We start from the raw sequence: 21,189 nt of genomic DNA on the forward strand, positions 1-21,189 counted from the left end.
GTTAATTAAAATGCCCAGAAGATCGAAGGCTATTGAAGGGTCGCACCCGCATCGCGGTACTTGGCAATGATCTTTTCGGCCAGAGGGCCGCGCGCCACCGGGCGCACCAGATCCTGACGGCCGGAACGCACGATTTCCGCCAGTTCGGGGAAAAAGGCTTCCAATTCCGCAAGTTGGGCAGCGCCAACTTGGTTCCGGGATAGCGGCGATACACAGAAGCTCTCGCTCTGCACACCGTTCGCAGTGATGATCTCATGCCGATCAAACATGAAGTGGACATACTCGATACGGTTAACGTCTTGAACGATCTCGACCCCATCGAGTGCGATCAGGAAGCGGGCTGCGATCAGAACCTCGTCGCTGTCGAAATGCTGACGCGCGAGCGTGCCGCGCACGACGACGCGATGCAGTTGCGAGACCTGCAGGTCGCTCGCCGGCAGGCCGGTGCCGAGCGATCCGGCGCGGATCAGCACCGGCTTCCAGCTGGGGAAGTGAGTGAACTCGGCGCCCGCCACCACAGTCTTGCCGACCCAACGCACGGGACGCGCGCCATTATCCAGCGTCGCGACCATGTCGCCGACATTGATGTCCGCGGCGCGGCGTTCGCTGCCGTCCGCCATGCGGATCAGGCTGTCGGCGGTGAAGCAGGTCTTCACGAAGGTCAGCGTGATCGTCATCGAGTCGCTGTCGGTGTGACCGCCGTGAAGGTACTCGAATGCATCGAGCTTGTAGGTCACGGTGACGCTCTGCCCGATGGCCAGGTCGTGCCAGGCCTGGGACGAGGTGTCGAAGGTGAACTGGAAGGTGTCGTGCTGCCAGTCGTTCTCGTTCGGCCTGGTGGACCGGCCGATGTCCTTCTGATCCGCGTCACCGTCCTTGTTGCTGCCGTTCCCGAGGGTCGCCGAGCCGACATTGGCGGGGTCAGAGGTCTCGGTCAGAGTATATTTATCCCATTCAGGGTTCGACGGATCGACCTTGCCTGAATTGGGGTTGGTGCGATTGAACTCGATCGAGATCGGGCCTGGCGTGCCGTTTTGATCAACCTCGATGGTTTGGTTGATGTCGCCGGTCGTGTTCCCGAAAAGCGTGTCGTAACCGAGTACCGTGAAATTCGCCATTGTCAGCTCCAGTATCACCAATGGGCCGGTCGAAAACGCTTCGGTTGGCCCTGGCGGCAATTCGTTGGAGGACGGCATTTAAAGCGACAATAGAACTCAACCCAGGCGTGCAATCAATTTTGTCAGATACATTTCTGGGAAGAACTCAAAACGATCCAAAATTTGGGAGTACACGCATAGGATGATACAGAGGACGGCCACATCATGTCGTCTCCCGAGACCGCTCTCCGTGGGAAACGAATCACCTCGCGGGATGATCTGAATTGGCTAGGATGGGCGAGCGGGCACGGTTTATGCAGCCCCCGATTGCAATTATCAGCGTTAACTATTGTCACGCCCGGTTGGCATGTCGCTCTGCTGCTCACGAGGCCGCGGGATTGGCACTCCGCCGTTTCCCCGCTCCCTGTCTTGCGCTTTCGGTCAACAGCGTTCCTCCGTCGACCCACACGCGCCTTTCTGGACGTTCGTGCTGGAACTGGGCAGGGCGGCGGAGGGCTAGGTTCTATACGGATCTGGACCCACGCTCGGCCCACAGCTTGCGCCACGCCCCCGTCCGCGGCCCGAACCCTTTGGCGCCTTGATCGCCGTCCGGGGTTGGCCGATAACCGGTTTCTGTGTCGTCGATCGAAGGTAAGCCATGCGCGCCCGGATTTATCAGCCTGCCCGCAATGCCATGCAGTCGGGCAGCGCCCGCAATCATTGGGTCCTGGACTATGATCCGACCGGCGAGCGCGAGATCGATCCGCTGATGGGCTGGACCAGCTCGGGCGATACCCAGCGGCAGGTACGCCTGCGGTTCGAGACTCGCGCCCAGGCCGAGGCCTATGCCAAGTCGCGCGGCATCGACTTTGTCGTGCTCGAGAACCAGCGCCGCGCGCCCAATATCCGCTCGCGCGGCTATGCCGAGAACTTCGTTCCCGATCGGCGGATGCCGTGGACGCATTGACCACGATCGCTATCGCTGAGGCATCGCCGCTCGACGAGGCGGCCGACCTGCTGTTCGCGCGCCACACCGCCGACATGCATGCTGACACGCCGCCCGAGTCGATCCATATGCTACCGCGCGAGGCACTGGCCGCGCCCGGCATCAGCTTTTACCTGCTGCGCGTTGATGATGGCGCCGCCGCCATGGGCGCGCTGAAGCGCAGTGGCAGCTGGGGCGAGTTGAAGTCGATGCATGTGCTGTCCGAATATCGCGGGCAGGGGCTTTCGCACCGTCTGCTGTCGCATCTGATCGAGGTGGCGCGGGCCGAGGGGCTGGCGCGCCTCTATCTGGAGACGGGCGCCCCGCCGACCTTCGGCGCCGCCCGCGCGCTATATGCCCGGGCCGGATTCGTCGACTGCCCGCCATTCGGCAACTATGCGCCCGATCCGAACAGCGTCTTCATGACCCTGCCGCTTGCCCCTGCTGACACACCGGTGCAGAACCGCGCCGGCACGGCCCCGTAGCTCAACTGGATAGAGCATCCGACTTCTAATCGGATGGTTGCAGGTTCGAGTCCTGCCGGGGTCGCCAGCCGCGTTTTTATCGAAGCGATAACAAACGGTTGGCGGCTAAATTGTATCACTTCGGCGCAGTGATACAGCGTTCCCTTCCTGTTCTGTTCCCATTACGAGCCGGCGCGTCTGCGCCGCTGAGGTATAGCGCTGCGCCTCCGACAGGCTCTTGTGGCCACCCCACGCCATTATCGCATGCGCCGAGCCGCCCGCTTCTGCGATCGCGGTCAAGCGCGCCTTTCGCAATCCGTGGGCGGTGCGATTCGACAAGCCCGCGGCGCGCGCGGCCTCGCTGATCGTGTTGCTGAGGCCCTTCACGCTTCGAACTCGGCCATCCACCGCGAGGAAGGTGAAGCCGCCCGCCAGGCAGCGAAGCGAATCGTGGACTTGGGCGCGCTCCGGGGACCAAGCCTGCGCCCAGGCGGGCAGGGGCATGACCAGGGCACATGGGCCATGCCGCCTGTCTTGGTCTGCCGAAAGGCAAGCACGCCGTCGGTCCCGACATGTGCGGGGCTGAGCACCACGGCGTCGCAGGTCCTGACCGCGGTCCAGTAGATCAGCTCGAAGCAGGCCCGAGCCGGCGTCCCGATTGGATGCTGCGAGCGAAAGGCGGCAACGTCGTCTGCGCTCCATGCGATGTGGCCATCAGTGCGAATCCTCCGCTTGGCGACGGCGAGAGAAGGGTCGTCCTGAATGACCCCTTGGCGCACTGCGATTCGGCACAGCATGCGCCACGCCTTGAGTCGGGCGTTGGCCGGGTTCGGGTCCAGCTTTTCTAGGTCGGCCTCGATGTGCCGGCGGCGGATGCCAGCAATGGGCAGCGTGCCGTGTGCGGACCCGATGCCATCAGTCGCCCGCAGGATGATTGACTGATAAAGCGGTGACAGCGCTTTCCACTCGGCGCCTTGCCGCATCGACCGGATGGCCGCCGCAATTGTGCCCTCCCTGATCGGCGCGCGGCGCGCGGCGCGCGCCTGTGGGTCGTCGGCATCAGCTTCCGCCCGGGCCCAGGCTGCGATGAAGTCGGGGTGCGTCTCCGGGAGGTCATCGGGCAGGCGAGTGCCCGTGGCGCGATGGTAGCGGACCACGCGGTCCCCGCGCCTCTGGCGACGGATGCCCTTCAATTTCGGATACCAAACGCCCTGTCGCACGCATCTTCCTCGGCCTCGATATTGGGCTGCCCCTCAGAAGGCAGGGCGTAGGCATAGGCGTCAAGATCGTCGCGAAGATAGAGGCGGCGCGCGCCCAAGACGCGGCGGGGGATGGACAAGGCACGAAGGGTGTTGGCGGACACGCCGATGTAGCGCGCGGCCTCGGCCTCGCCCAGCAGCCGGGGCAGGTAGGTGAGGTTGGCGCGCGCGGTCATTAGATTGTCCCCGCAGCAAGCCGCCCCGCATCCCGCGCGGCGTTGAGGTCAACGGATGCCCCGCCCGCGGCACGCGCCTTGCTCTTATATGCTGCGTCGATCTGGTCGCTCGTGGCGTTGGCTTCCACGCCGAGGACAACCCACCACGCGCGCGCAGCGACTTCGGCACCGGCGCCGGGTGGCGGAAGGGCAGCAAAGCCTTCGAATGCCTGATCCACGATCTGGCCTGCCCCCCATCGCTCCATGTCGCGATAAGCTTTCACCGAAAGGCCAACTGCTCGGATGTTCTCAAAGGGAAGGGTGAAGCTGTCACACGACAGGCAGACCAGCCGCTTCTTCCGCACGAAATAGACGGCGACGCCCGGATCATCGAGCCGATCATCCAAGGCGTCAGCGTAGGGCGCGCCGTCGCGCCGGAGCGGGGCGTTGCTACTGACGACCACATTGCCCGCGCCGTAGCGGCGCAACTCTTCCATCAGATCCTCGTATGCGGTCCGAGGCGTGACTTTGAACGCGCTCTTGACGCGGGCCTTGGTCCTCGGCCGCCCGACAGGCCATTGAAGCGGGAAAGCTTGGGTCATCAGCGCCTCCCCGGCGGCCGGGAGCCGTTGCACGCGGCATAGGCACCCTTTGAATATCGCGGCCAGTCCTTGGCCTGTCCCGCCGCGACCATGACGCAGGCGATGTCCCTGCCGTCTGGCAGCACGCAGCGGCTGACGGTGCGGCCGTAGCGGTCAGGGCCCCGGTCGTCACAGGCGAGCACCTTGCCATCGATCAGGGCGGCCATGGCTGCGCTGGAGGCGGGGCCGTAGGGGTCCATCCGCTCTGGTGCGTCGATCCCCCAGATGCGCACGCGCAGGTCACCCGCGCGCAGGGTGTCGCCGTCGACGGCGAGGGCCCCGATCAGGCAGAGGGCAGCGAGGCAGGTCATCAGCGTCCGCGCTCCTCGTTCGTCACCACGCGCAGGGCTTCGCGGCGGACCCGCCGATGGGCCGCGTTCTTGAGATCGTGCAGCGGGGCGCCCTCGTCCAGTTCCTTGGATACGGCGTGCGCCAATCGCTCGGCGCGGGATCCATCCCCCGCATGGCCGATCGGTCCATCCAGCATCCCTTCCGGTATCGGCCGCGGACTGGCACGATAGAGGCGGTCGTCCTCCGCAAAATCGCACACGCAGATCACTTCGACGCCCTCGTCCGCAAAGACCTCGAAGTCCCCGCCAATGTTCACGTTGATCGCCACGCGGAGCAGCTTCCGCTTGTCAGCCATCGCTCCGGCCCTCCAGCGCGGCACGGGCGCGTTCCCCGCCGTCAGCGGAAAGTGCGTGGCGTGCAGCATCTCCATCGGGTATGCCGCCTAGCTTGATACACAGCCGAACCCGCGCTTCATACCATTCCAGTGCCACCCGCATTCGCTCGATCTCGGCCGACAGTTGCGCCTCGCGCTCCAGCGAGGCGGTCAGGGCGGCGTGCAGGTCGGGGGCGGCGGAGATTAGACGGGCCCCTGCCTCGCATGTAGAAGCCTGCTCATCCAGTAGTTCGCTGGCCCATGCCACCAATCCTCTGGTTGGATTGCCGGGGAGAGGTCCGCAGTCGGTTCGGGCCGCGATGATGGCCACGCCGTTTTCGGCGGGATTATATTTTCCGTCAGTCCACCACGGCCCCGGCGTCCATCCGGTCAGCCTTTCCAGCAGTTCGCGGGCGCGCTCGGGTGTCCAGTCAGCGGGCATTGCGCGCCCCCTTGTCCGAGGACGCCTCTGTCAAGGCGTCCAGCCCTTTAGATTTTCGCCATGGCTCGTAGGTGTGATCGCCGTCTAGAACGATGCGCATAGCCATGACTGCGACCTGGATTGCTTCTTCGCGGACACGCTCCGCCGGTTCTTCAAAGATGGCTGTCGCGAGTTCGCCCACTTCCTCAACAAGCGCCGCGAACGTGACGTTCTTACCGGGGAACTTGGCACGCGCCCGCTCCAATTCCAAAGTGATTTCAGCGGCCAAGTCTTCGGGTCGATTAGCACTCATTTCTCGTCCCCTTGCCCAAATGCGGCCTCGATCATCTCGACCGCGCCCATGTCGTGATCGGCCAGCAGCGCAGCGACGCGCGGCAGGAAATCGGTGTCCGGGCCATTCGTCGCCACCCACAGCGCCTTGTTCCCGTGGATCGAGAACGGACCCTCGCGATGGTGTCGGGCGCAAAGCGGGATCGTGTCGAAGTCGGACACCCGGCGCTGGCCGAACCGGCCGCTGATGCAATGATGGACTTCAACGGGCCGGGCACCGCAGATGATGCAAGGCAGCTGGGCGACGCGAGCCATATGCGCGCGACCAGCAGCGCGGTCGGCGGCGGTGGGGCCGTCTGGCTTGAGACCAACGGGACCGCGACGAGCGAGGTTACTCATGCCGCCACCTCGCCTGGTCCCGACCACCGGACCCCGTGCCGGTCGCCATACTCCGCGATGAAGGTGATCAGGTCCGCCATCTGCGCCTTGGTCAGCCGCGAGGAACGGAAGCCGGCAGGGAACGGCGGATTGCCGTCCAGCCCCGGCTGCCACATGATCTCGTGCCCCAGCGCTGACATGAACGCGGCTTTCCATGTCTCCGTGGGCATCTTCCGACCCTCGGGCGCCGCGCGCGCGATATCCGAGAGCATCGCCCACATCTTTGCGTTTTGCTCTGACGAGCGGGTGGCCTCGCGGATGTTGGCCACCGCACCTGCCGGCGCGATGTCGATCAGGTGCTTGGCGAGGATGCGCTGATCCAGATCGGCGAGGATGACGGTCTGTCCTTGCATCATCCCCCCCAATCCGTGTTGAACCGGGTGCGCCACACGGCCTGCACGGCGGCAGAGACAATGCCCCGCTCGTCCTCGTCGGCGTCCTTGGGCGCCAACAGCCGGGCAACCTCGGGCAGTATCTCCGGGTCATAGCCGGCCAGCTCGGCCACCTTGTGGATCGCGTCCACGATGGCGTTTTCAGATGGGATCGCGTGCGTCACAGCATCACGCACGGGGCAAATGGGATGTCGTCGTCAAAGGTCGGGGCGTTGCTCGGCGCGCCGCCGGCCGGAGCGCCGCTGGCGCGGGCGCCCCCGGTCTGTTGGCTGCCACCCAGCAGAGTGACCTGATCGGCGCGAACGGTCAGGTAAGTGCGGCCCTCGTGCTCTCGCGTGGACAGATCTCCAGACACGGCAACACGGCCGCCTTTTGTCAGATACTGCGCCAGGGCCTCGCCGCGTTTCCCCCACAGCGAGCAGTCGAACCAGATCGTGCGCTTTTCCTGCCCGGCACGTTCCTCGACGGCGACAGTCCAACTGGTGACCTTGTCACCGCCCTGCGTGGTGCGGGTCACAGCGTCTTTGCCGATATTCCCGGCGACAGTGATCGTCTTCATCACGCGGCCTCCTTGTTCTGGATCAGGTGTGTCTTCCGAACAGCCGCCGCCGCTTTCACGCGCTCGTCCTGTCCGACGTGTTGAGGCAGCGCGCGCCACGCGGCGGTCAGCGCTTCCACGGTTGTCGCAGCGGCCATGATCGCGACCGCACGCTCGACATCGGCCGGGGACGCATCCACCCCGACATCGGCGCGGGACTTGTCGTAGAGGGCGAGGCCGAAGGGGTTGCCGAAGGTCATCAGCGCCCGCTTCATGGCGTCCGTCTCTGCCTCCTTCAGTGCGCTTTCGTGCGCCTGGCCAACGTCCCGGTCGATGCCCTGGCCAAACCCGCAGCCTTCACGGACCACCGGGGGGCCATCGAGCCACACGGTGATGCGGACGCGGGCGAGGTATTCGACACGGAACTTGCCTTCGGTCTCGCGAGGCTCGCCCAACTGGCGCAGTTCGACAGTTTCACGCGCCCATGCGCCGTGACCGAAAATTCGGTTCGCCTCGGCGATCGCGTGCCAGCCCTCCACATACTGGACCTGCCCGCCGCCCTGCTTGCGGCTGCTGACGTGCTTCGGGTCGAGCTTGCGGGTCAGGGCATCTGTTGCGGTGAGCCAATCCATCACGCCACCCGCATGCTGATGCTGTCCGACCCGCGCGCCAGCACGGCACCCGGCACATCCTCGCCGGCCTCCAGGGCCTTGCGGATCGCGGTGGCGTCGGGCTGCCGCTTGATCTGGCACAGCTGGGTCGGGACGGCGTCGGGATCCACGATATCTGCATGTGTGCGGCCTGCCGTGCGGCTGACGGTCGCCCGGGGTCGCTCAATCTTGCGCACCTGCATGGCGTCCAGCAGTTCACCGATGACTTGTCGGCCCCGTGCGGCACGATCCGCGTAGCGCTTGGCCCGGGCCTGCAACTGCTTGGCCTCGACGCTCGCGGCCTCGCTCATCGTCTCGTCGCGAAGAACGCTGCGGATCAGCCGATCGGCAATGTCCAAGGCGTCTGTCTCGCCGTCGAGCGTGTCCAGATACCCGGCCTCGGTTTCGGGGTCGTCGGTCTCGGCGATCTGCGCGGACCAGCGGCGGATATGGTCGAGATCGATCATCCGCATCACACCAGCCCCCACACTTCGCGCGCCGCGCGGTGCTCGGCATTGGCGCGGCTGACGCCATCGCGCACCACCGCCATGAAGGTCGCCCTCTGCGGGGCGTCCGGGTTCGCGCGGTTGTAGCGGGCCATCTCTTCCGCGATGGCGCAGAGCACGGCCGATGGCGTCGGGTGCTGATGAGGGCCGGGATGATCCGGCATCTGGCTCATGGCGTTCATGGCGTCCTCTCGGGGATGGGATGGCCGCCCCGGCTGCGGTCGTGTTCGGTCAGCCGGGGCGGGTGCCGCGGGAGTGCGGCGGGAATAAAAGGCCGGCGACGTGCGGCGCAGAGGCCGCCGGCAGTTGGCGCGGGAGATACAGGCACCCCGCGCGGGCAGTCACATCAGCAGCAGCCCGGCCACCGCCACGGCCAGGGCGCCGGTCACGCAGTAGGTGACAACAAGGGCGGTGACGAAGTGGCGCTCGACCTCGGCCTCCGCCGCCGTCCGTTCCATCATGTCGCGGCGCTCGGCGAACCATTCGTCCAGATGGGAAGGGGTGCGGGTGTCCATCATGCGGCCTCCTCGAAAGGGGTGCGGGTGTCCTCGATGTCGGTGACCGGGGTCTCGCCGAGCAGCAGCACGGCGTCGTCGCGGGTCAGGTCGTGGCAGCAGAGCGACCAGGACGTGAGCGTGATCGTGGTCTCGGTGCCCCGACTGCCGCCCCAGCTGTAGGGCTCGGCGTGATACGTCTCGGCGCCGTAGCTGCCATCGCGGACGGCATCCTTGATCCGATCGATCACCAGCTCATGCGCGCATTCGTCCAGCGCCGCCGAGGTGTTGATCGTGGTCAGCAGGTCGCGCAGGAACACGTCCTTGGCGGTGGCCACGCGGTCAGCGCGTCCGGTGCCCTCGCAGATCGGGCAGATGCCGGTCTTGGCGATCCCGGTGGCAAGGTCGCGGGCCTGTATGACGCGGGCGCCCTTGCAGCAGTGGCAGGAGGTCACAGCATACCCCCGATCAGGCGGTCGCCGTTCTGGATGAGCCAGCAATAGGTCGGGGCACCGAAGATCAGGGCCAAGGTGATAACCGCGCCGGTGAGCGCGGACACGGGGTTCTCGCGCCAGACGTTGAGCAGGTCGCGGATCATTGCGTTTTCCCCGACAAGAACAGCTCAGCTTCCGCGATCAGCTCGCGGGCAGCTTCGGCGCGCTGTTGCTCGGTGATCTGGCGCATCGCCTTGCCGGCCTCGCGGCGCTTCTCGGCGGCGGCTGCCTTGTCCAGATGGTCGGTGCAGCAGTCCAGCATCATCGCCATGCGGCGGATCAGTTCATCGGGATCAGCCATCACAGCGCGTCCCCCACCGCGTCCTCGCAGGTGGCGCGGACGAAGGCCCCGTAGACATCCGGCTCGCCTTCCCAATCGAAGCCATTACTGACGATGGTCTTCACGAGCGGCTTGACGGAGACGGGCATGTCGCTGGCCGAGAGCATGGCGACGGCCTGACGCTCGGTCAGGGTGCCGGACTGGTGCGCCTCGACCATGAGGCTGCCGAGATCGCCCAGCGTGTCGCAGACATCAGAGGCGTGGGCCGGGCCGGTCAGGGCGATCAGAGCGGCGGCGGCGAGGATGCGGTGCATGGTGGTCTCCCTCTGCGCCGGGGTGGCGCGTTGGGATCAGGTCTACTAGCAAACTAGTATGCCGTCAACGACAAAAACAAGAAAACTAGTGATCGGTCATCGACGCGCATGGCCCATGCGCCCAGAATGGGTGCAAAAGCCACGAAGCGCGCAGCTAGAGGTCGATGTAGGAGCGGTAGACGCGACCTATAACGCGGACTCCGGCGGGGAAAGCTGGCGGCTCTATCCCCTCCTTGTAGGTGAGGGGTTGAAACACCGGATCGCGGTCGGGCTGGTAGGCCTTGTAGGTGGCCTCCCCTGTCTCGGGGTGGGCGACGATGTAGCACCGTCCAGCCACAAGGCGAGTATCATCGAGGTTCACGAGTAGCACAGAATCCGGTGGAGACAACTTGCTCATCGAGAACCCTTCGACACGCAGCCCGATCCAGCGACCAGGAGGAAGCCCAGACGTTGCTACGGTTGGATAGTCCGAAAGATTGTCGACGCTATCGTGGTCCTTGATCTGGCCGGCGCTCACCCATGACACCAGAGGGACCATCTCGACCGACGGTGGCGACACGGAAGCAAACCGTCGGTCAATATCGGACGCCTGCACCCCGAGCGCTGCCGCAATGTCTGGCAGTTTCTTCGTAGAGGTAGGCGCGTCGCGCTCAAGCTGTGAGATCAGTTGCTGAGAGACCTTGGCCCGGCGCGCAAGCTCCGCCTGGGACATGCCAGCTTCTTCTCTGAAGCGCTTGAGATTCCGACCGATCGTCATGGCGCGGGAATAGCAGATCGGACTTTTCCCGTCCGACAAGATTTCTAGTTGCAATGCAGTCGGCCCTCAACTAGATTTCTAGTATGACGCACTTCCGCCCCCACATCGAACGCGCCATCGACCTGCTCGGCTCGCAAGCCAAGCTGGCAGAGGCGGCGAAATGTTCGCAGCAGCAAATCTCGTATCTCCTGCGCGCGCCCTCGATCACCGCCGAGATGGCCCTCGCGATCGAGGCTGCGACCGGCGGGCAGGTCAGTAAGTCGGTTCTTCGCCCGGACATTTTCCAAGAACGAGGCGCAGCATGACCCGTCTCGGCAGCGCGACGGTGCACGCCGCTACCGGCATAGGGTATGTGATCCTGGCCTATCGGTCGGAGCCGGGACCTCTGGCCGCTACGCTCGCGACGTGTGGCGTGTTGTTCGCTGCTCTTTCCCTCGTCGAACTTTTGGGGTCGCGCAAATGACCGCCCCCTCAGACACACGCAGCGGTCCTCCCTCCGCGACGCCCGAGCCGGGGCGGGTGCGCGTGCACCCCGGCACATCACATCCCCAGCAAAGGACACGCCATGATCCTTCTCGCGGCCGTTGTCGGCCTCAACGTGCTGGCGACCGCCGTACTGGCGGCGTGGGCGATATACAGGATTCGGCGCCTGCGTGTGAGCGTCAGGCTCGCGCACGGCGATCTGGAAGATCTGAAGCACTACAGAGAGCGCCACGGCTAGCCGTATCTCTGCTCCGCATCGTGCAGCGCAGCGAGCAATCCTCGCCCGGTTGTCGCTCCCTTCAGCGTAGCGATCTCCCGAACCAGCAGAGCGACCTGCTTCTCCAGGCGCCGCAATGCGCTCCTCCTGATCCTTGGATTCCATTCGGCATCTCCTTCGCATGAGCCGGGTGGATACGTGCCGTCCCTGTTCCCGCAGGGGCGGCACGGGCAAAGTCGCTTCGCGCAGGCTCTGACGCAAGAGGCTCGCTCATGACCCCCTCACATCCCCTCCACTATCCGCGCGACCAGATCGCCGATGTGGATCCAGTCGTTCTGCCCGCCCCGCTCGCGGCGCTGTCGTTCGACGAACTGATGGCCGTTCGCGAGATGTTGGACGCCAAGGATCGCGCAAGCGCCGCCATCGGTGACGACGAGTCCTGCACATCCGTCCACGTCGATGACGAGGCCATCACCGTCACGCTGACCGCTGGCTATCGGCGGACCTCCGGGGGCGCCCGATGATCCATCAGGCCACCCCCCATTTCTCTGCTGCTGTCGATCGGTCCTCACACCCGATCAACAGCACAAGGAGTGACGACATGTCGTCCGGATTTAAGTCCGACCCTCGCAGCTTCGACCAACACCTGCGCGACGCCTGGATCGAGCTGACCAACAAGCACTTCCAGAGCGCTGAGCATGTCGCCGTGTTTTTCGGCGTCACCGAGAAGGCCGCGCGCAACTGGCGCGATGGCGTCACCGGGCCCAGGGGCGGCGCTGTCGCCTACGCGATCAAGAACGTGCCGGGGGCGGCTGAAAAGCTGCTGGGCGCATGATGGACGATCTCATCATCGCCGTCGTGCGCATCGAGGCGCGTGCTGCCGCCGCCGTTCGTGCTTTCGGCGGATGGTGGTTCGCGAGCGCCGTAGGTCGGGGGCTTCATGCCCTCGCCCGCCGGGAAGAAAAGTCCGTCGCTTTGTCCGCCGGCCGCCGCGACGGGGGCGAGGCATGAGCCAGAACCGCAGCACGGCCGTCATGCAGCGGCGCGTCGAGGCGCATGACAGCCTCGATGATTTTCCGACTCCGCCATGGGCTACGCGCGCGCTGTGCGAATGGCTGCGCGACCGCGAGGGTTACAGCCTCGGCGACATGACCGTGCGCGAGCCGGCCGCGAATCGTGGCTACATGGTGAAACCTCTGGCCGAGTACTTCGGCACGGTCGAAGCATCCGACGTTCACGACTACGGGGCAGGCTATCCGGTTCAGGACTACCTGTTTCCCGTGCCCCTCGCGCCGGTCGACTGGACCATCACGAACCCGCCCTTCCGCTTGGCTGAACAGTTCGTCCACCGGGCCTTCGCCACGTCCGACGTGGGGGTCGCGGTCATCGTCCGCAGCGCCTTCCTGGAGGGGATCGGTCGTTACGAGCGGCTGTTCCGCGACAATCCCCCTTCGCTGACCCTGCAGTTCACCGAGCGCGTGCCGATGGTGAAGGGGCGCCATGACCCTGATGCCACGACGGCCACCTCCTACTGCTGGTTGGTCTGGATGATGGGTGAATCCATGCCTCGCATGGGCTGGATACCGCCCTGTCGTAAGCGCCTCGAGCGGGCAGGGGACGCGGCATGACGCTTCCCGCTCCCACCCCCGAACAGAAGCGCGCCGTCTGGAACGCAATCGCGCCACCCGCGCAGCTGAATGTCGACGGCATTATCGCCGCCACCGGCCTGTCCGACCGCATCGTGTGGGAAGTGATCGCCCTCGGCCGCGCTGCGGGGCAGATCGAGATCCACGACGCGGACCGCCAGGCCGTCTGGATCAGCCGCAGCGAGGTCGCGGCATGACCCGGCGCGGCTTCAAGAAGTTCGGCAACATCCCGGTCGAGTACGACGGCATGCGCTTTGACAGCCAACGGGAGATGGCGCGCTACGCCGCTCTCAAGCTGCTCGAAAAGGGCGGCGCTATCCGTGATCTGCGCCGGCAGGTCCGCCTTCCCCTCGAAGGGCGTGACGGCCCGGTCCGCTTCCAGCCGTCGAACCGCGTCGCCGTCTACGTCGCTGACTTTGTCTATTTCGACACCGCGCGCGGGCTCGAGGTGATCGAGGACGCCAAGGGCCACCGTACCCCCGAATACAAGCTCAAGAGGGCCATTCTGGCCGCGCAGGGCGTGGAGATCATCGAGACATGAGCGCTTTGACCAACCACCGCCACGAGGTGGCGCTGACCGGACTCTGGCACGACTATGCCAACCTCTTCCCGATGCTCGATGCGGCTGCGCAGGATCGACTTCGCGATGACATCCGACAGTTCGGTGTCCGGGAGCCGATTGTTCTGTTCAACGGGCGCATCTTGGATGGTCGCAATCGCTATATGGCAGCGCGCGATCTGGGGCTGGAGTTTCCGGTGGCGGATTATGCCGGCACGGACGCTGAGGCTCTGGCCTATGTCCTGTCGACTAACCTGCACCGGCGGCACCTGACCGAAAGCCAACGCGCGGCGGTTGCGGCCAAACTGGCGAACATGCCTCAAGGCGCACGAACTGATTTGGAACCTTCCGCAAATCTGCGGAAGGTCTCGACCGCAGAAGCTGCCACTATGTTGAACGTCGGCACGCGCACAGTTGAGGCGGCGAAGGCGGTACTCGACCATGGAGCGCCAGAATTGGCGGCCCAAGTCGAAAGCGGAGAAGTTGCCGTTTCGGCCGCAGCCGAGGTTGCGCGACTGCCAGGAGCCGAACAAGCCGAGGTGGTCGCAGCTGGGCCACAGGCCGTGAAGGCTAGAGCGAAAACAATCCGCGACGAACGCAAGGCCAAGTCTACAACCGCCAACCCGCACCCGACCCGCGCCCTGACGCGCGAGGCGCTGACCGACGATCTGGCCGGGCTGCGCGAGGAAAACGCGGAGCTGCGTTCGAAGCTGGTCGCTGCCGAGGCGCGAATTGCCGACCTGGAGCGTGCCAACGCCGAGCTGGCCCACAGCGAGAGCGGCCGCATCATTGCCGACCTGCAAGCCCAGCGAGACCGCGAGAAGGCGGCAAAGGGCAAGAAGATGGACGAGCTGGCCGTCGAGGCCCGCAAGCTGCGCGCCGCCGATAAGCGGATTGCCGATCTGGAGCGGGAATTGGCCGCCTCGCGGGAGCGGGAGGCAATCCCGCTGTGAGCATCCTGGCCCGCATTCGCGCCCATGGCGGCGACCTGACCTTCGACCAATGGCGGCCGACGCTTGTGCGCGGCCGGTTGGACGATGCCGCAATCGCCTGGGTCAAGCACCACAGGGATGCAGTGATGACCGAGGCATGGCCGGCCTATGACGCATGGTGCGAGCGCGCGGCGATCCTTGAGTTCGATGCCGGAATGACCCGCGCCGAGGCGGAGGCCGCGGCCTACGCGGAGGTGGCAGCATGATGCTCGATCTTCGGCCCACCGAAGCAATCAGCCTGCGGCCATATCAGGCCGATGCCGTTGACCTGCTGCGCGAATGCGTGCGGCGGGGTCTCAAGCGCCCCGTGCTCTACGCCCCGACCGGGGCCGGCAAGACCGTCATCGCGTCGCACCTGTTGCGCGAAGCCAATGCCAAGGGCAGCTATGCGCTGTTCCTGGTGGACCGGGTCGAACTGGTCAAACAGACTTCGGCCACCCTCGACCGCTATGGCATCCCGCACGGCATCGTGCAGGGCATCAACGAGCGGTGGATGCCGCGCGAGAACGTACAGGTCTGCTCGATCCAGACGCTCGAGCGCCGCGTACTGCCGCGCCGGCCCAGCCTGGTGATCTACGACGAGGCGCACTGCAGCTATCGCAAGACCTTGCGGTTCATCGCCGACAACCCGGAGGCCGTCGCCATCGGTCTGACCGCCACCCCATTCACCAAGGGCATGGGCGATCACTGGGACACCATCGTCAATGTCGCCTCCACCCGCACCCTGATCGACGCCGGCAACCTGATCGAGCCGCTGATCTACGTCGCGCGCTCGCCGCAGGACAGCGAACTTGCCGTCTCGGGCATGGGTGAGTTCACCGATGCCAGCGCGACCGGCGCAGGCATCAAGATCATCGGTGACGTGGTCGCGGAGTGGATCGCCAAGACGTGCGAGCATTTCGGCGGACCTGCCAAGACCATCGTGTTCAGCCCGACCGTCGAGCACGGGCGCGAGTTGTGCGCAGCCTTCGCCGACGCCGGGTTTAACTTCCAGCAGGTCAGCTACCTGGACCGCAACGAGGCCGAGCGTGACGCCAAGATCGCCGAGTTCCGCCGCCCCGACAGCATCATCCACGGGCTGGTGTCCTGCGGCGTACTGACTAAGGGGTTCGACGTGCCAGACGTGCTGGTTGGCATCGGCTGCAAGCCATACCGCAAGAGCCTGTCGAGCCACATGCAGGAGATCGGGCGCATCATGCGGCCGGCCGAGGGCAAGGCGAAGGCACTCTGGCTCTGCCACAGCGGCAACGTCGAGCGGTTTGCCCTCGACACCTACGATGTCTGGGAGAACGGCGCGGGCGACCTGTCCAAGGCCACGAAGCGCGACAGCACTCCGCGCAAGCGCGAGCCGGGCGAGCGGGCCAAGGTGGTCTGCCCGGAATGCAGCGGGGCCCTTTACGGCGACACCTGCCGCTCATGCGGCTGGCAGCGCCCGGCGCGGTCCGGCATCCATTCCGTCGACGGTTCGCTTCATGCCTTCGATCCAGCGACGCTGGCGATGGCGACGCGCCCAGGGCTTCGGGCCGAGTGCCTGAATGACCCACGCGGCGTCTGGAGCGCGGCCCTGTCCTATTGCCTCGGCAACAGCCGCTACGGCGAGGACAAGGCACGCCGCTGGGCTGCGGGGATCTGGCATGGGGTTTATCCCGACGCGAAGCTGCCCGCTGGCTGGTACTCCGCCGCGCCGGGCCCGATCAGCGACAGCGCGCTGGGCCTGATCGACCGAGAGGTCAAGCGCTTTCGCCAGTCGAAGCGGAGGGCAGCATGAGCTTGCGTGTTCTGATCGGTTGCGAAACCTCGGGCGTGATGCGGAGGGCATTCACTGCGCTCGGACACGACGCCTGGTCCTGTGATCTTCTAGCGGCCGAGGACGGCAGCAATCGCCATATTCGTGGTGACATTCGCGACCATCTGGGGGACGGCTGGGATTTGCTGGTTGTCTGTCATCCGCCCTGCACCCGCCTATGCAACAGCGGAGTTCGCTGGCTCAGCGTCCCGCCGCCTGGCCGGACGCGCGCCGAAATGTGGGCCGAACTGGACGAGGGCGCCGCGCTGTTCGCGGCTTGCTGGGAGGCGCCCGTTGCGCGCCTCGCAATCGAGAATCCGGTCATGCATCGCCATGCGCGGGCGCGCCTCCCGGAGGACCTGCCAAAGCCGCAGATCGTCCAACCCTGGTGGTTCGGTGAGCCAGCTAAAAAGGCGACCGGCTTCTACCTCCGGGGGCTGCCGCCTTTGGCTCCAACCGATCGGCTCACACTGCCTTCGAAGGGCTCACCAGAGGACCACCGCTGGCAGGCCGTCCATCGGTGTCCGCCCGGACCCGACCGGTGGCGCATCCGCAGCCGAACATTCGAAGGCATCGCCGCGGCCTGCGCTGACCAGTGGGGCGGCCATGCACTGCGTGAGATTGCGGCATGAGCGTGCACGATGCGATGGTTGAGGCCTGCCGCGCGGTCGGGATCGTTCCGCCGGCTCGCCCCGTTCCCGGCCGCTGGGTTCTGGCGGATGTTGAGGGCAAGGCGAACGGGAAAGGCGATGGCCGCGTCAAACTGGACCCAGATGGTCGCGGTGGCGTGTCGTGGAATCACCAGACCGGGCAGCATGCGCGGTTCCGGGATCAGGCCGCACCGGCATCCCCGGCGCGCCCGCGGGACCTTGCGCGCGAACGCGAGCAGGAGGCCGACCGCCGTGCCGTCGCCGCGATCTACGCCGCCCTGGTGGGCGCGAGCCGGCAGGAGCGGCACGCTTACCTGGCGCGCAAGGGTTTCCCCGAGGAGCGCGGGCTCGTGCTCGAGGATGCGCGGGCGGTCCTTCCCGCCACTGGCATGGGCCCGCGGGTTGCCGCGGCTCTGCCGGAGGGGGAGGGGCCCCTGCTGCTGATCCCTGGACGGGCTGGCGGCGAGGTGACCACCGTCCAGTTCATCACCGCCGAAGGCATCAAGAAGAACATCCTCGGCGGCCGCATGGGCGCCGCGGCCCACAGGATCGCCACAGGGCGCGAGACCTGGGTCTGCGAGGGTATCGCGACCGCGCTCAGCGTCCGCGCGGCCCTGAGGCTGCTGGGTCGCTCCGCAACGGTCCTTTCGGCTTTCAGCGCGCAGAATGTCGCCAAGGTCGCGGGAGCGATCCCCGGCGCCATCATCGCCGCTGACCACGACAAGACCGTCGACGTTTTCGGCACCGGCACCGGCGAGCATTACGCGCGCCAGTCCGGCTGCCGCTGGGTCATGCCGCCCGAGATGGGCGACTGGAACGACCATCACACGCGGCACGGCCTGCGGGCCGTCGCGCTGCTGCTGCGCGAGGTGAAGCCGCCGTGAGAGGGCCACAGTCCGGCGCGGTGGGCACCCGCAAAGGACGCAGTTTGACCCCCATGAGGCAATCAAGGGGCGTCAGGGTGAAAGGTCGGGGTGGTAACCGACTGGCACGGCCTCAAGCGACCATCATAGCCGCTCAGCATCCTGCACAGCAGGCCCAGCCCCGGAACATGACGGGTATGGGAAACCCCGGCGGGGGACGCGGCAAGCCCATTACCCGCATAGGACGCACCCACGAGGTGCAGCCTGCCCCGTCTCGCTCTCCGAGGATGGGGAAAGGTGCCGCCAGGTCCCGAAAGGGAGTGAAGCGACAGGTACGGACCGACAGCCTGACCCCGGTCCCGCGTGCAAACGACGCGCCTGTTCGGAGAGAGCGTTGCGTCCGTGTCCCCGGCTCCATGCCAGCACGAGCAGCACTTCATCCTGACGACGGGTGAAGTGCGCCCATCCGGAACCCCCCACCTTCCAGCAAGAGCAAGAGAATGAGAGCCATCACCGCACAAGAGATAGAAGCCGCGCGGACACCGAACGGCGGCTGGACGCGAGAAACCCTGGCGGGCTGGGGCGTGGACTGGCCCCCGGCGAAAGGATGGCGAGCCGCGATCATGAAAGGACACCCGGCGCCCACGACGAGAGATGCCAGTGCAGTTCCGATGGGGAGGGTGTTGTCATGAGCGCCTGCAAGCCTCTCGCCCCGACCTCAAGCGCCGCCTTCGCGGTGGCGTTCCGCGCGCGCCAACTGACCCCCGCGCTAGAGGCTCTGCTGGGCAAGGCAATGAAACGCCAGGCCGCGGCCGAAGGTCACGCGCCGAAACAGATGCGGCGCGCCCCAAAGCCCGCAGAGTACGGACGCAAGGTGTCCCCGGCCGCCGTGGTCGCTACGCAGATGATCGCGAGTGGCGAGACAGATCGCGCGGTCATTATCGCGGCAACCGGGCTCTCGGACATCCACGTGAGCAGGCTGATTGCTGCGCAGCGCAGCGGGGACGCCGCATGAGCCTCGCCAGCAGCATCTACCGCTGGACCAAACCCGAAGGGCTGACCCCTGAGGAAACGGCGGCCCGCAACGCCGCCTGTCGGCGCGACATCGCCGCCGGCACCGGCTGGGCCGTCATCGACATGGATCAGGTGCCCGGCTGGCCCGAGCGCGAAATCATCGCCCGCGAGAACGCGCGGCAGAACGGGGTGGCACGATGGGCAAGATGAGGTCTCGCCGGATACGCAAACAGATGGGCGCCTGGCAGCACGGCTGCGCACCACGGCCAGCTGTGTCGCTGCACGCCGCCCCATGGGACCTCGGCGCCAATGGTCCCGCCATGCGTGCCGGGCTGGTGCTGGAGGACCGGGGCGAGGTCAACGCCGAGACCGGGCGCCGGGTCAACCCGAACAAGGTCTACGGCGCGCGCCGGGTCGATATGCTGGAGGTCTGGCACCGACGCGGGGTGATCAGCACCGCCGGGTTCACCGCGGCCGAGAAGCTGCGCGATGCCTTCGAGGGCACACAGCGCGGCCCCGGATGGCCCGAGAACGATCGGGTGCAGTCGAGCCCCAAACCGGACCACGCGGTGACGATCCAGGTCGACCGCATCAGCCGCTATGCCAAACTGGCGGCTTACGTCACTCGGGAGGACTGGCCCATCGTCGAGGCGTGCGTCTTGGACGGCCGCACGCCTGCGGCGATCCGTGGGTTTCGCGGCAAGGGCTATCAGACGGGACTCGTGGCGCTACATGATGCGCTGGACCGCATGGCATGCGCGATGGGTAGTTGACAGGTAAATGGTAATCGGCCATTTTGACCACACTCGCGCGCGACTTTTGGGAAACGCGCGCCCGGCGCCCGGCGAGGAATCGCGCGGGCGTTTCGTTTCAACGGGGTTGCGATGCGCAATTGGGATATGAGGAACGCAGGCTTGCAGCTAGCCGACTTCGCCGCCAGCGGCCCGCGTGACCCGCTCTGGTATCGCGTCTGTCGCATCCTGGTTCTCGCGACCGGCAGATAGCCGTTTTCCACCTGCCAGCCACGTGCGGCAGATAGCCCCGCCCGCAGAGATGCAGGCGGGGTTTCCATCTAGAGGGGCTCATCCACCAGGCGCAGCGCTCCATCGGGCAAAGGCCTTTGCAGCTTGCCTGCAACCTCCCATGGCGCAGAGAGCCATGTGTCCCACTCTTCCCGCCGCGTGAGGATGACCGGCATCGCCTTGGGATGAATGGGCCGGACCTCTGCATTGGGCTCCGTCGTGAGGAAGGCGAACAGATCGTCGGTGGTGGCGCCATCCTTGATCTTGCGCACCGAGGTCCAGTTCGGAACCTGAAGCCCTGCGAAGAACATGGGCTCGCCATCAGCAGCGGCGAACCACTGGTTGCCGAGGCCGGCGCCGCGGGGTTCTGCAAACGCTGTCAGCGGCACGAGACAGCGATACGCGGGCCCCAGCCAACGCCGCCAGTGGGGCGAGCTTGCATTGCGCACGTTCGTGACGCCGGGGTCACGGACGGTCTTGAGGAGCGACTTGGGGGACGGCAGCCCCCAGCGCGCCCGCACGATCTCCAGCCCCTCGTCGGCATGGCGAATGATAGGCGCCGGCCGATCAGGGTATATCGGGCCGGGTTCAACGTTGCCTGCCCGGTCATGTACCGTCAGGTCCGCGAACAGCCGGCGCATCGCCTCTTGCGTCGTCGTCTGGTTGTAGAGGTTGCACATCCTGTATCCCTCGCAGGTCGCAGCGGCCGACATTGCCCGTGCAATAACATCGCTGTGGGAGGCATAGCCATGACGGTCGTCTCCCTAGTCGGAACTCAGCTAACGGACGACGGCGCCAACGCTGACGTGATCCGCGAACTGGAGGACCTTCTGAGGCAAGCCCGTCGCGGCGAGATCAAGGGGTTCGCCATCGCTGCCGGGCGCCCCAACGGGCACGTCCATACGGGATGGGCAGGTATCGGTGCGCTCACCGTCCTGGGCGGCGTGCAGGTCCTTGCGACCCGCCTCGCATCGGCCTGCTGGCACGACACGTAGCGCAAAATGCGCCGTTTGGCGTACTGAGCGACAACCGTGAGACGATCTATCAGGCGCGCAACAGCAGTGGGTCCATTAGCGCGCGATGCTGTGAGCGCTGCAAACTCCCCGCGACTACATCC

The 21,189-nt window shown here is 66.0% G+C and carries 42 protein-coding genes and 1 tRNA gene; 20 read left to right on the forward strand and 23 right to left on the reverse strand.

The window, feature by feature from the left end; all coding sequences use genetic code 11:
- Window positions 1–29: 29 nt before the first annotated feature.
- Window positions 30–1,118, reverse strand: a complete 1,089-nt coding sequence (locus tag DRW48_RS10250) for a Hint domain-containing protein (RefSeq protein ID WP_114076340.1) — start codon at window positions 1,116–1,118, stop codon at window positions 30–32.
- A gap of 637 nt (window positions 1,119–1,755) precedes the next feature.
- On the opposite strand from DRW48_RS10250, the gene DRW48_RS16340 reads away from it, so the two are divergent.
- The 3 genes from DRW48_RS16340 to DRW48_RS10260 all read left to right on the forward strand — a co-directional run bounded on the left by DRW48_RS16340 (window position 1,756) and on the right by DRW48_RS10260 (window position 2,634).
- Window positions 1,756–2,064: an ETC complex I subunit gene (locus tag DRW48_RS16340; RefSeq protein ID WP_241963234.1), complete on the forward strand. Its 309-nt coding sequence runs from the start codon at window positions 1,756–1,758 to the stop codon at window positions 2,062–2,064.
- Window positions 2,052–2,567, forward strand: coding sequence for a GNAT family N-acetyltransferase (locus tag DRW48_RS10255; RefSeq protein ID WP_241963235.1), 516 nt, complete (start codon window positions 2,052–2,054; stop codon window positions 2,565–2,567). Before DRW48_RS16340 ends, DRW48_RS10255 begins: the two co-directional genes overlap by 13 nt.
- A tRNA-Arg gene (locus DRW48_RS10260) sits at window positions 2,558–2,634 on the forward strand. Before DRW48_RS10255 ends, DRW48_RS10260 begins: the two co-directional genes overlap by 10 nt.
- A gap of 38 nt (window positions 2,635–2,672) precedes the next feature.
- Here DRW48_RS10260 and DRW48_RS16345 read toward each other — a convergent pair.
- From DRW48_RS16345 to DRW48_RS10345, 21 genes are all read right to left on the reverse strand, one after another.
- The gene (locus tag DRW48_RS16345; protein ID WP_241963236.1) at window positions 2,673–2,954 is read right to left on the reverse strand and encodes a tyrosine-type recombinase/integrase; all 282 of its coding nucleotides are present in this window, start codon (window positions 2,952–2,954) and stop codon (window positions 2,673–2,675) included.
- The gene (locus DRW48_RS10265; RefSeq protein WP_241963237.1) at window positions 2,930–3,703 is read right to left on the reverse strand and encodes a hypothetical protein; all 774 of its coding nucleotides are present in this window, start codon (window positions 3,701–3,703) and stop codon (window positions 2,930–2,932) included. The genes DRW48_RS16345 and DRW48_RS10265 overlap by 25 nt, the downstream gene beginning before the upstream one ends.
- 32 nt (window positions 3,704–3,735) lie before the next feature.
- A complete protein-coding gene (locus DRW48_RS10270) occupies window positions 3,736–3,981 on the reverse strand; it encodes a helix-turn-helix transcriptional regulator (RefSeq protein ID WP_114076342.1) in 246 nt (81 codons plus the stop codon).
- Window positions 3,981–4,562, reverse strand: coding sequence for a J domain-containing protein (locus tag DRW48_RS10275; RefSeq protein WP_162784720.1), 582 nt, complete (start codon window positions 4,560–4,562; stop codon window positions 3,981–3,983). The genes DRW48_RS10270 and DRW48_RS10275 overlap by 1 nt, the downstream gene beginning before the upstream one ends.
- Window positions 4,562–4,912 carry a thermonuclease family protein gene (locus DRW48_RS10280; RefSeq protein WP_114076344.1) on the reverse strand — a complete coding sequence of 117 codons (351 nt, stop codon included), beginning with the start codon at window positions 4,910–4,912 and terminating at the stop codon, window positions 4,562–4,564. The genes DRW48_RS10275 and DRW48_RS10280 overlap by 1 nt, the downstream gene beginning before the upstream one ends.
- On the reverse strand, window positions 4,912–5,247 hold the full coding sequence (locus DRW48_RS10285) for a hypothetical protein (protein WP_162784721.1): 336 nt from the start codon (window positions 5,245–5,247) through the stop codon (window positions 4,912–4,914). The genes DRW48_RS10280 and DRW48_RS10285 overlap by 1 nt, the downstream gene beginning before the upstream one ends.
- A complete protein-coding gene (locus DRW48_RS15940; RefSeq protein ID WP_162784722.1) occupies window positions 5,240–5,707 on the reverse strand; it encodes a hypothetical protein in 468 nt (155 codons plus the stop codon). Before DRW48_RS15940 ends, DRW48_RS10285 begins: the two co-directional genes overlap by 8 nt.
- A complete protein-coding gene (locus DRW48_RS10290; RefSeq protein ID WP_114076346.1) occupies window positions 5,697–5,999 on the reverse strand; it encodes a hypothetical protein in 303 nt (100 codons plus the stop codon). The genes DRW48_RS15940 and DRW48_RS10290 overlap by 11 nt, the downstream gene beginning before the upstream one ends.
- Window positions 5,996–6,376 carry a DUF968 domain-containing protein gene (locus DRW48_RS10295; protein WP_114076347.1) on the reverse strand — a complete coding sequence of 127 codons (381 nt, stop codon included), beginning with the start codon at window positions 6,374–6,376 and terminating at the stop codon, window positions 5,996–5,998. Before DRW48_RS10295 ends, DRW48_RS10290 begins: the two co-directional genes overlap by 4 nt.
- Window positions 6,373–6,771, reverse strand: coding sequence for a recombination protein NinB (locus DRW48_RS10300; RefSeq protein WP_241963238.1), 399 nt, complete (start codon window positions 6,769–6,771; stop codon window positions 6,373–6,375). Before DRW48_RS10300 ends, DRW48_RS10295 begins: the two co-directional genes overlap by 4 nt.
- Window positions 6,768–6,971, reverse strand: coding sequence for a hypothetical protein (locus tag DRW48_RS10305; RefSeq protein ID WP_114076348.1), 204 nt, complete (start codon window positions 6,969–6,971; stop codon window positions 6,768–6,770). The genes DRW48_RS10300 and DRW48_RS10305 overlap by 4 nt, the downstream gene beginning before the upstream one ends.
- A complete protein-coding gene (locus DRW48_RS10310) occupies window positions 6,968–7,366 on the reverse strand; it encodes a single-stranded DNA-binding protein (RefSeq protein ID WP_114076349.1) in 399 nt (132 codons plus the stop codon). Before DRW48_RS10310 ends, DRW48_RS10305 begins: the two co-directional genes overlap by 4 nt.
- Window positions 7,366–7,977 carry an RAD52 family DNA repair protein gene (locus tag DRW48_RS10315; protein WP_114076350.1) on the reverse strand — a complete coding sequence of 204 codons (612 nt, stop codon included), beginning with the start codon at window positions 7,975–7,977 and terminating at the stop codon, window positions 7,366–7,368. Before DRW48_RS10315 ends, DRW48_RS10310 begins: the two co-directional genes overlap by 1 nt.
- Window positions 7,977–8,468 carry a siphovirus Gp157 family protein gene (locus DRW48_RS10320; protein WP_114076351.1) on the reverse strand — a complete coding sequence of 164 codons (492 nt, stop codon included), beginning with the start codon at window positions 8,466–8,468 and terminating at the stop codon, window positions 7,977–7,979. The genes DRW48_RS10315 and DRW48_RS10320 overlap by 1 nt, the downstream gene beginning before the upstream one ends.
- Entirely contained in the window at window positions 8,468–8,683 is a 216-nt protein-coding gene (locus DRW48_RS10325; protein WP_114076352.1) for a hypothetical protein, read from the reverse strand. The genes DRW48_RS10320 and DRW48_RS10325 overlap by 1 nt, the downstream gene beginning before the upstream one ends.
- Before the next feature lie 159 nt (window positions 8,684–8,842).
- The gene (locus DRW48_RS15945) at window positions 8,843–9,019 is read right to left on the reverse strand and encodes a hypothetical protein (RefSeq protein WP_162784723.1); all 177 of its coding nucleotides are present in this window, start codon (window positions 9,017–9,019) and stop codon (window positions 8,843–8,845) included.
- Window positions 9,016–9,450, reverse strand: coding sequence for a hypothetical protein (locus DRW48_RS10330; protein ID WP_114076353.1), 435 nt, complete (start codon window positions 9,448–9,450; stop codon window positions 9,016–9,018). Before DRW48_RS10330 ends, DRW48_RS15945 begins: the two co-directional genes overlap by 4 nt.
- Window positions 9,447–9,593 carry a hypothetical protein gene (locus DRW48_RS15950; RefSeq protein WP_162784724.1) on the reverse strand — a complete coding sequence of 49 codons (147 nt, stop codon included), beginning with the start codon at window positions 9,591–9,593 and terminating at the stop codon, window positions 9,447–9,449. Before DRW48_RS15950 ends, DRW48_RS10330 begins: the two co-directional genes overlap by 4 nt.
- Window positions 9,590–9,790, reverse strand: a complete 201-nt coding sequence (locus DRW48_RS10335; protein WP_114076354.1) for a hypothetical protein — start codon at window positions 9,788–9,790, stop codon at window positions 9,590–9,592. The genes DRW48_RS15950 and DRW48_RS10335 overlap by 4 nt, the downstream gene beginning before the upstream one ends.
- Window positions 9,790–10,083 (reverse strand): hypothetical protein, encoded by a 294-nt coding sequence (locus DRW48_RS10340; RefSeq protein WP_114076355.1) that lies wholly within the window; start codon window positions 10,081–10,083, stop codon window positions 9,790–9,792. Before DRW48_RS10340 ends, DRW48_RS10335 begins: the two co-directional genes overlap by 1 nt.
- A gap of 154 nt (window positions 10,084–10,237) precedes the next feature.
- The gene (locus DRW48_RS10345) at window positions 10,238–10,795 is read right to left on the reverse strand and encodes a helix-turn-helix domain-containing protein (RefSeq protein ID WP_162784725.1); all 558 of its coding nucleotides are present in this window, start codon (window positions 10,793–10,795) and stop codon (window positions 10,238–10,240) included.
- Window positions 10,796–10,923: 128 nt separating this feature from the next.
- Here DRW48_RS10345 and DRW48_RS10350 point away from each other — a divergent pair, with 128 nt between their 5' ends.
- The 16 genes from DRW48_RS10350 (at window position 10,924) to DRW48_RS10415 (ending at window position 19,823) form a co-directional block, all read left to right on the forward strand.
- Window positions 10,924–11,145, forward strand: a complete 222-nt coding sequence (locus DRW48_RS10350; protein ID WP_114076357.1) for a YdaS family helix-turn-helix protein — start codon at window positions 10,924–10,926, stop codon at window positions 11,143–11,145.
- 260 nt (window positions 11,146–11,405) lie between these two features.
- Window positions 11,406–11,561: a hypothetical protein gene (locus DRW48_RS15955; protein ID WP_162784726.1), complete on the forward strand. Its 156-nt coding sequence runs from the start codon at window positions 11,406–11,408 to the stop codon at window positions 11,559–11,561.
- 251 nt (window positions 11,562–11,812) lie between these two features.
- Entirely contained in the window at window positions 11,813–12,064 is a 252-nt protein-coding gene (locus DRW48_RS10355) for a hypothetical protein (RefSeq protein ID WP_114076358.1), read from the forward strand.
- A gap of 77 nt (window positions 12,065–12,141) precedes the next feature.
- Window positions 12,142–12,375 (forward strand): hypothetical protein, encoded by a 234-nt coding sequence (locus DRW48_RS10360; RefSeq protein WP_241963239.1) that lies wholly within the window; start codon window positions 12,142–12,144, stop codon window positions 12,373–12,375.
- Complete coding sequence (locus DRW48_RS15960; RefSeq protein ID WP_162784727.1) at window positions 12,372–12,551, forward strand: hypothetical protein; 180 nt, start codon at window positions 12,372–12,374, stop codon at window positions 12,549–12,551. Before DRW48_RS10360 ends, DRW48_RS15960 begins: the two co-directional genes overlap by 4 nt.
- Entirely contained in the window at window positions 12,548–13,168 is a 621-nt protein-coding gene (locus DRW48_RS10365) for a methyltransferase (protein ID WP_114076359.1), read from the forward strand. The genes DRW48_RS15960 and DRW48_RS10365 overlap by 4 nt, the downstream gene beginning before the upstream one ends.
- Window positions 13,165–13,383 (forward strand): hypothetical protein, encoded by a 219-nt coding sequence (locus DRW48_RS10370; protein ID WP_114076360.1) that lies wholly within the window; start codon window positions 13,165–13,167, stop codon window positions 13,381–13,383. Before DRW48_RS10365 ends, DRW48_RS10370 begins: the two co-directional genes overlap by 4 nt.
- A complete protein-coding gene (locus DRW48_RS10375; RefSeq protein WP_114076361.1) occupies window positions 13,380–13,727 on the forward strand; it encodes a DUF1064 domain-containing protein in 348 nt (115 codons plus the stop codon). The genes DRW48_RS10370 and DRW48_RS10375 overlap by 4 nt, the downstream gene beginning before the upstream one ends.
- The gene (locus DRW48_RS10380; protein WP_114076362.1) at window positions 13,724–14,698 is read left to right on the forward strand and encodes a hypothetical protein; all 975 of its coding nucleotides are present in this window, start codon (window positions 13,724–13,726) and stop codon (window positions 14,696–14,698) included. The genes DRW48_RS10375 and DRW48_RS10380 overlap by 4 nt, the downstream gene beginning before the upstream one ends.
- The gene (locus DRW48_RS10385; protein WP_114076363.1) at window positions 14,695–14,943 is read left to right on the forward strand and encodes a hypothetical protein; all 249 of its coding nucleotides are present in this window, start codon (window positions 14,695–14,697) and stop codon (window positions 14,941–14,943) included. The genes DRW48_RS10380 and DRW48_RS10385 overlap by 4 nt, the downstream gene beginning before the upstream one ends.
- Window positions 14,940–16,505, forward strand: coding sequence for a DEAD/DEAH box helicase (locus DRW48_RS10390; RefSeq protein ID WP_241963240.1), 1,566 nt, complete (start codon window positions 14,940–14,942; stop codon window positions 16,503–16,505). Before DRW48_RS10385 ends, DRW48_RS10390 begins: the two co-directional genes overlap by 4 nt.
- Window positions 16,502–17,155: a hypothetical protein gene (locus DRW48_RS10395; protein WP_162784728.1), complete on the forward strand. Its 654-nt coding sequence runs from the start codon at window positions 16,502–16,504 to the stop codon at window positions 17,153–17,155. Before DRW48_RS10390 ends, DRW48_RS10395 begins: the two co-directional genes overlap by 4 nt.
- On the forward strand, window positions 17,152–18,057 hold the full coding sequence (locus tag DRW48_RS10400; RefSeq protein ID WP_114076364.1) for a toprim domain-containing protein: 906 nt from the start codon (window positions 17,152–17,154) through the stop codon (window positions 18,055–18,057). The genes DRW48_RS10395 and DRW48_RS10400 overlap by 4 nt, the downstream gene beginning before the upstream one ends.
- 667 nt (window positions 18,058–18,724) lie before the next feature.
- Window positions 18,725–19,051, forward strand: a complete 327-nt coding sequence (locus DRW48_RS10405; RefSeq protein WP_114076365.1) for a hypothetical protein — start codon at window positions 18,725–18,727, stop codon at window positions 19,049–19,051.
- Complete coding sequence (locus tag DRW48_RS10410) at window positions 19,048–19,260, forward strand: hypothetical protein (protein ID WP_114076366.1); 213 nt, start codon at window positions 19,048–19,050, stop codon at window positions 19,258–19,260. Before DRW48_RS10405 ends, DRW48_RS10410 begins: the two co-directional genes overlap by 4 nt.
- Window positions 19,261–19,370: 110 nt before the next feature.
- Window positions 19,371–19,823: a hypothetical protein gene (locus tag DRW48_RS10415; RefSeq protein ID WP_114076367.1), complete on the forward strand. Its 453-nt coding sequence runs from the start codon at window positions 19,371–19,373 to the stop codon at window positions 19,821–19,823.
- Between the two features lie 299 nt (window positions 19,824–20,122).
- Here the strand turns inward: DRW48_RS10415 and DRW48_RS10420 are convergent, their stop codons facing one another.
- Entirely contained in the window at window positions 20,123–20,752 is a 630-nt protein-coding gene (locus DRW48_RS10420; protein WP_114077501.1) for an SOS response-associated peptidase, read from the reverse strand.
- 69 nt (window positions 20,753–20,821) lie between these two features.
- Between DRW48_RS10420 and DRW48_RS10425 the strand changes: the two genes are divergently transcribed.
- Window positions 20,822–21,067: a hypothetical protein gene (locus DRW48_RS10425; protein ID WP_114076368.1), complete on the forward strand. Its 246-nt coding sequence runs from the start codon at window positions 20,822–20,824 to the stop codon at window positions 21,065–21,067.
- Window positions 21,068–21,189: the final 122 nt, after the last annotated feature.

It is taken from the genome of Paracoccus suum (genome assembly GCF_003324675.1).
Lineage (GTDB): Bacteria > Pseudomonadota > Alphaproteobacteria > Rhodobacterales > Rhodobacteraceae > Paracoccus > Paracoccus suum.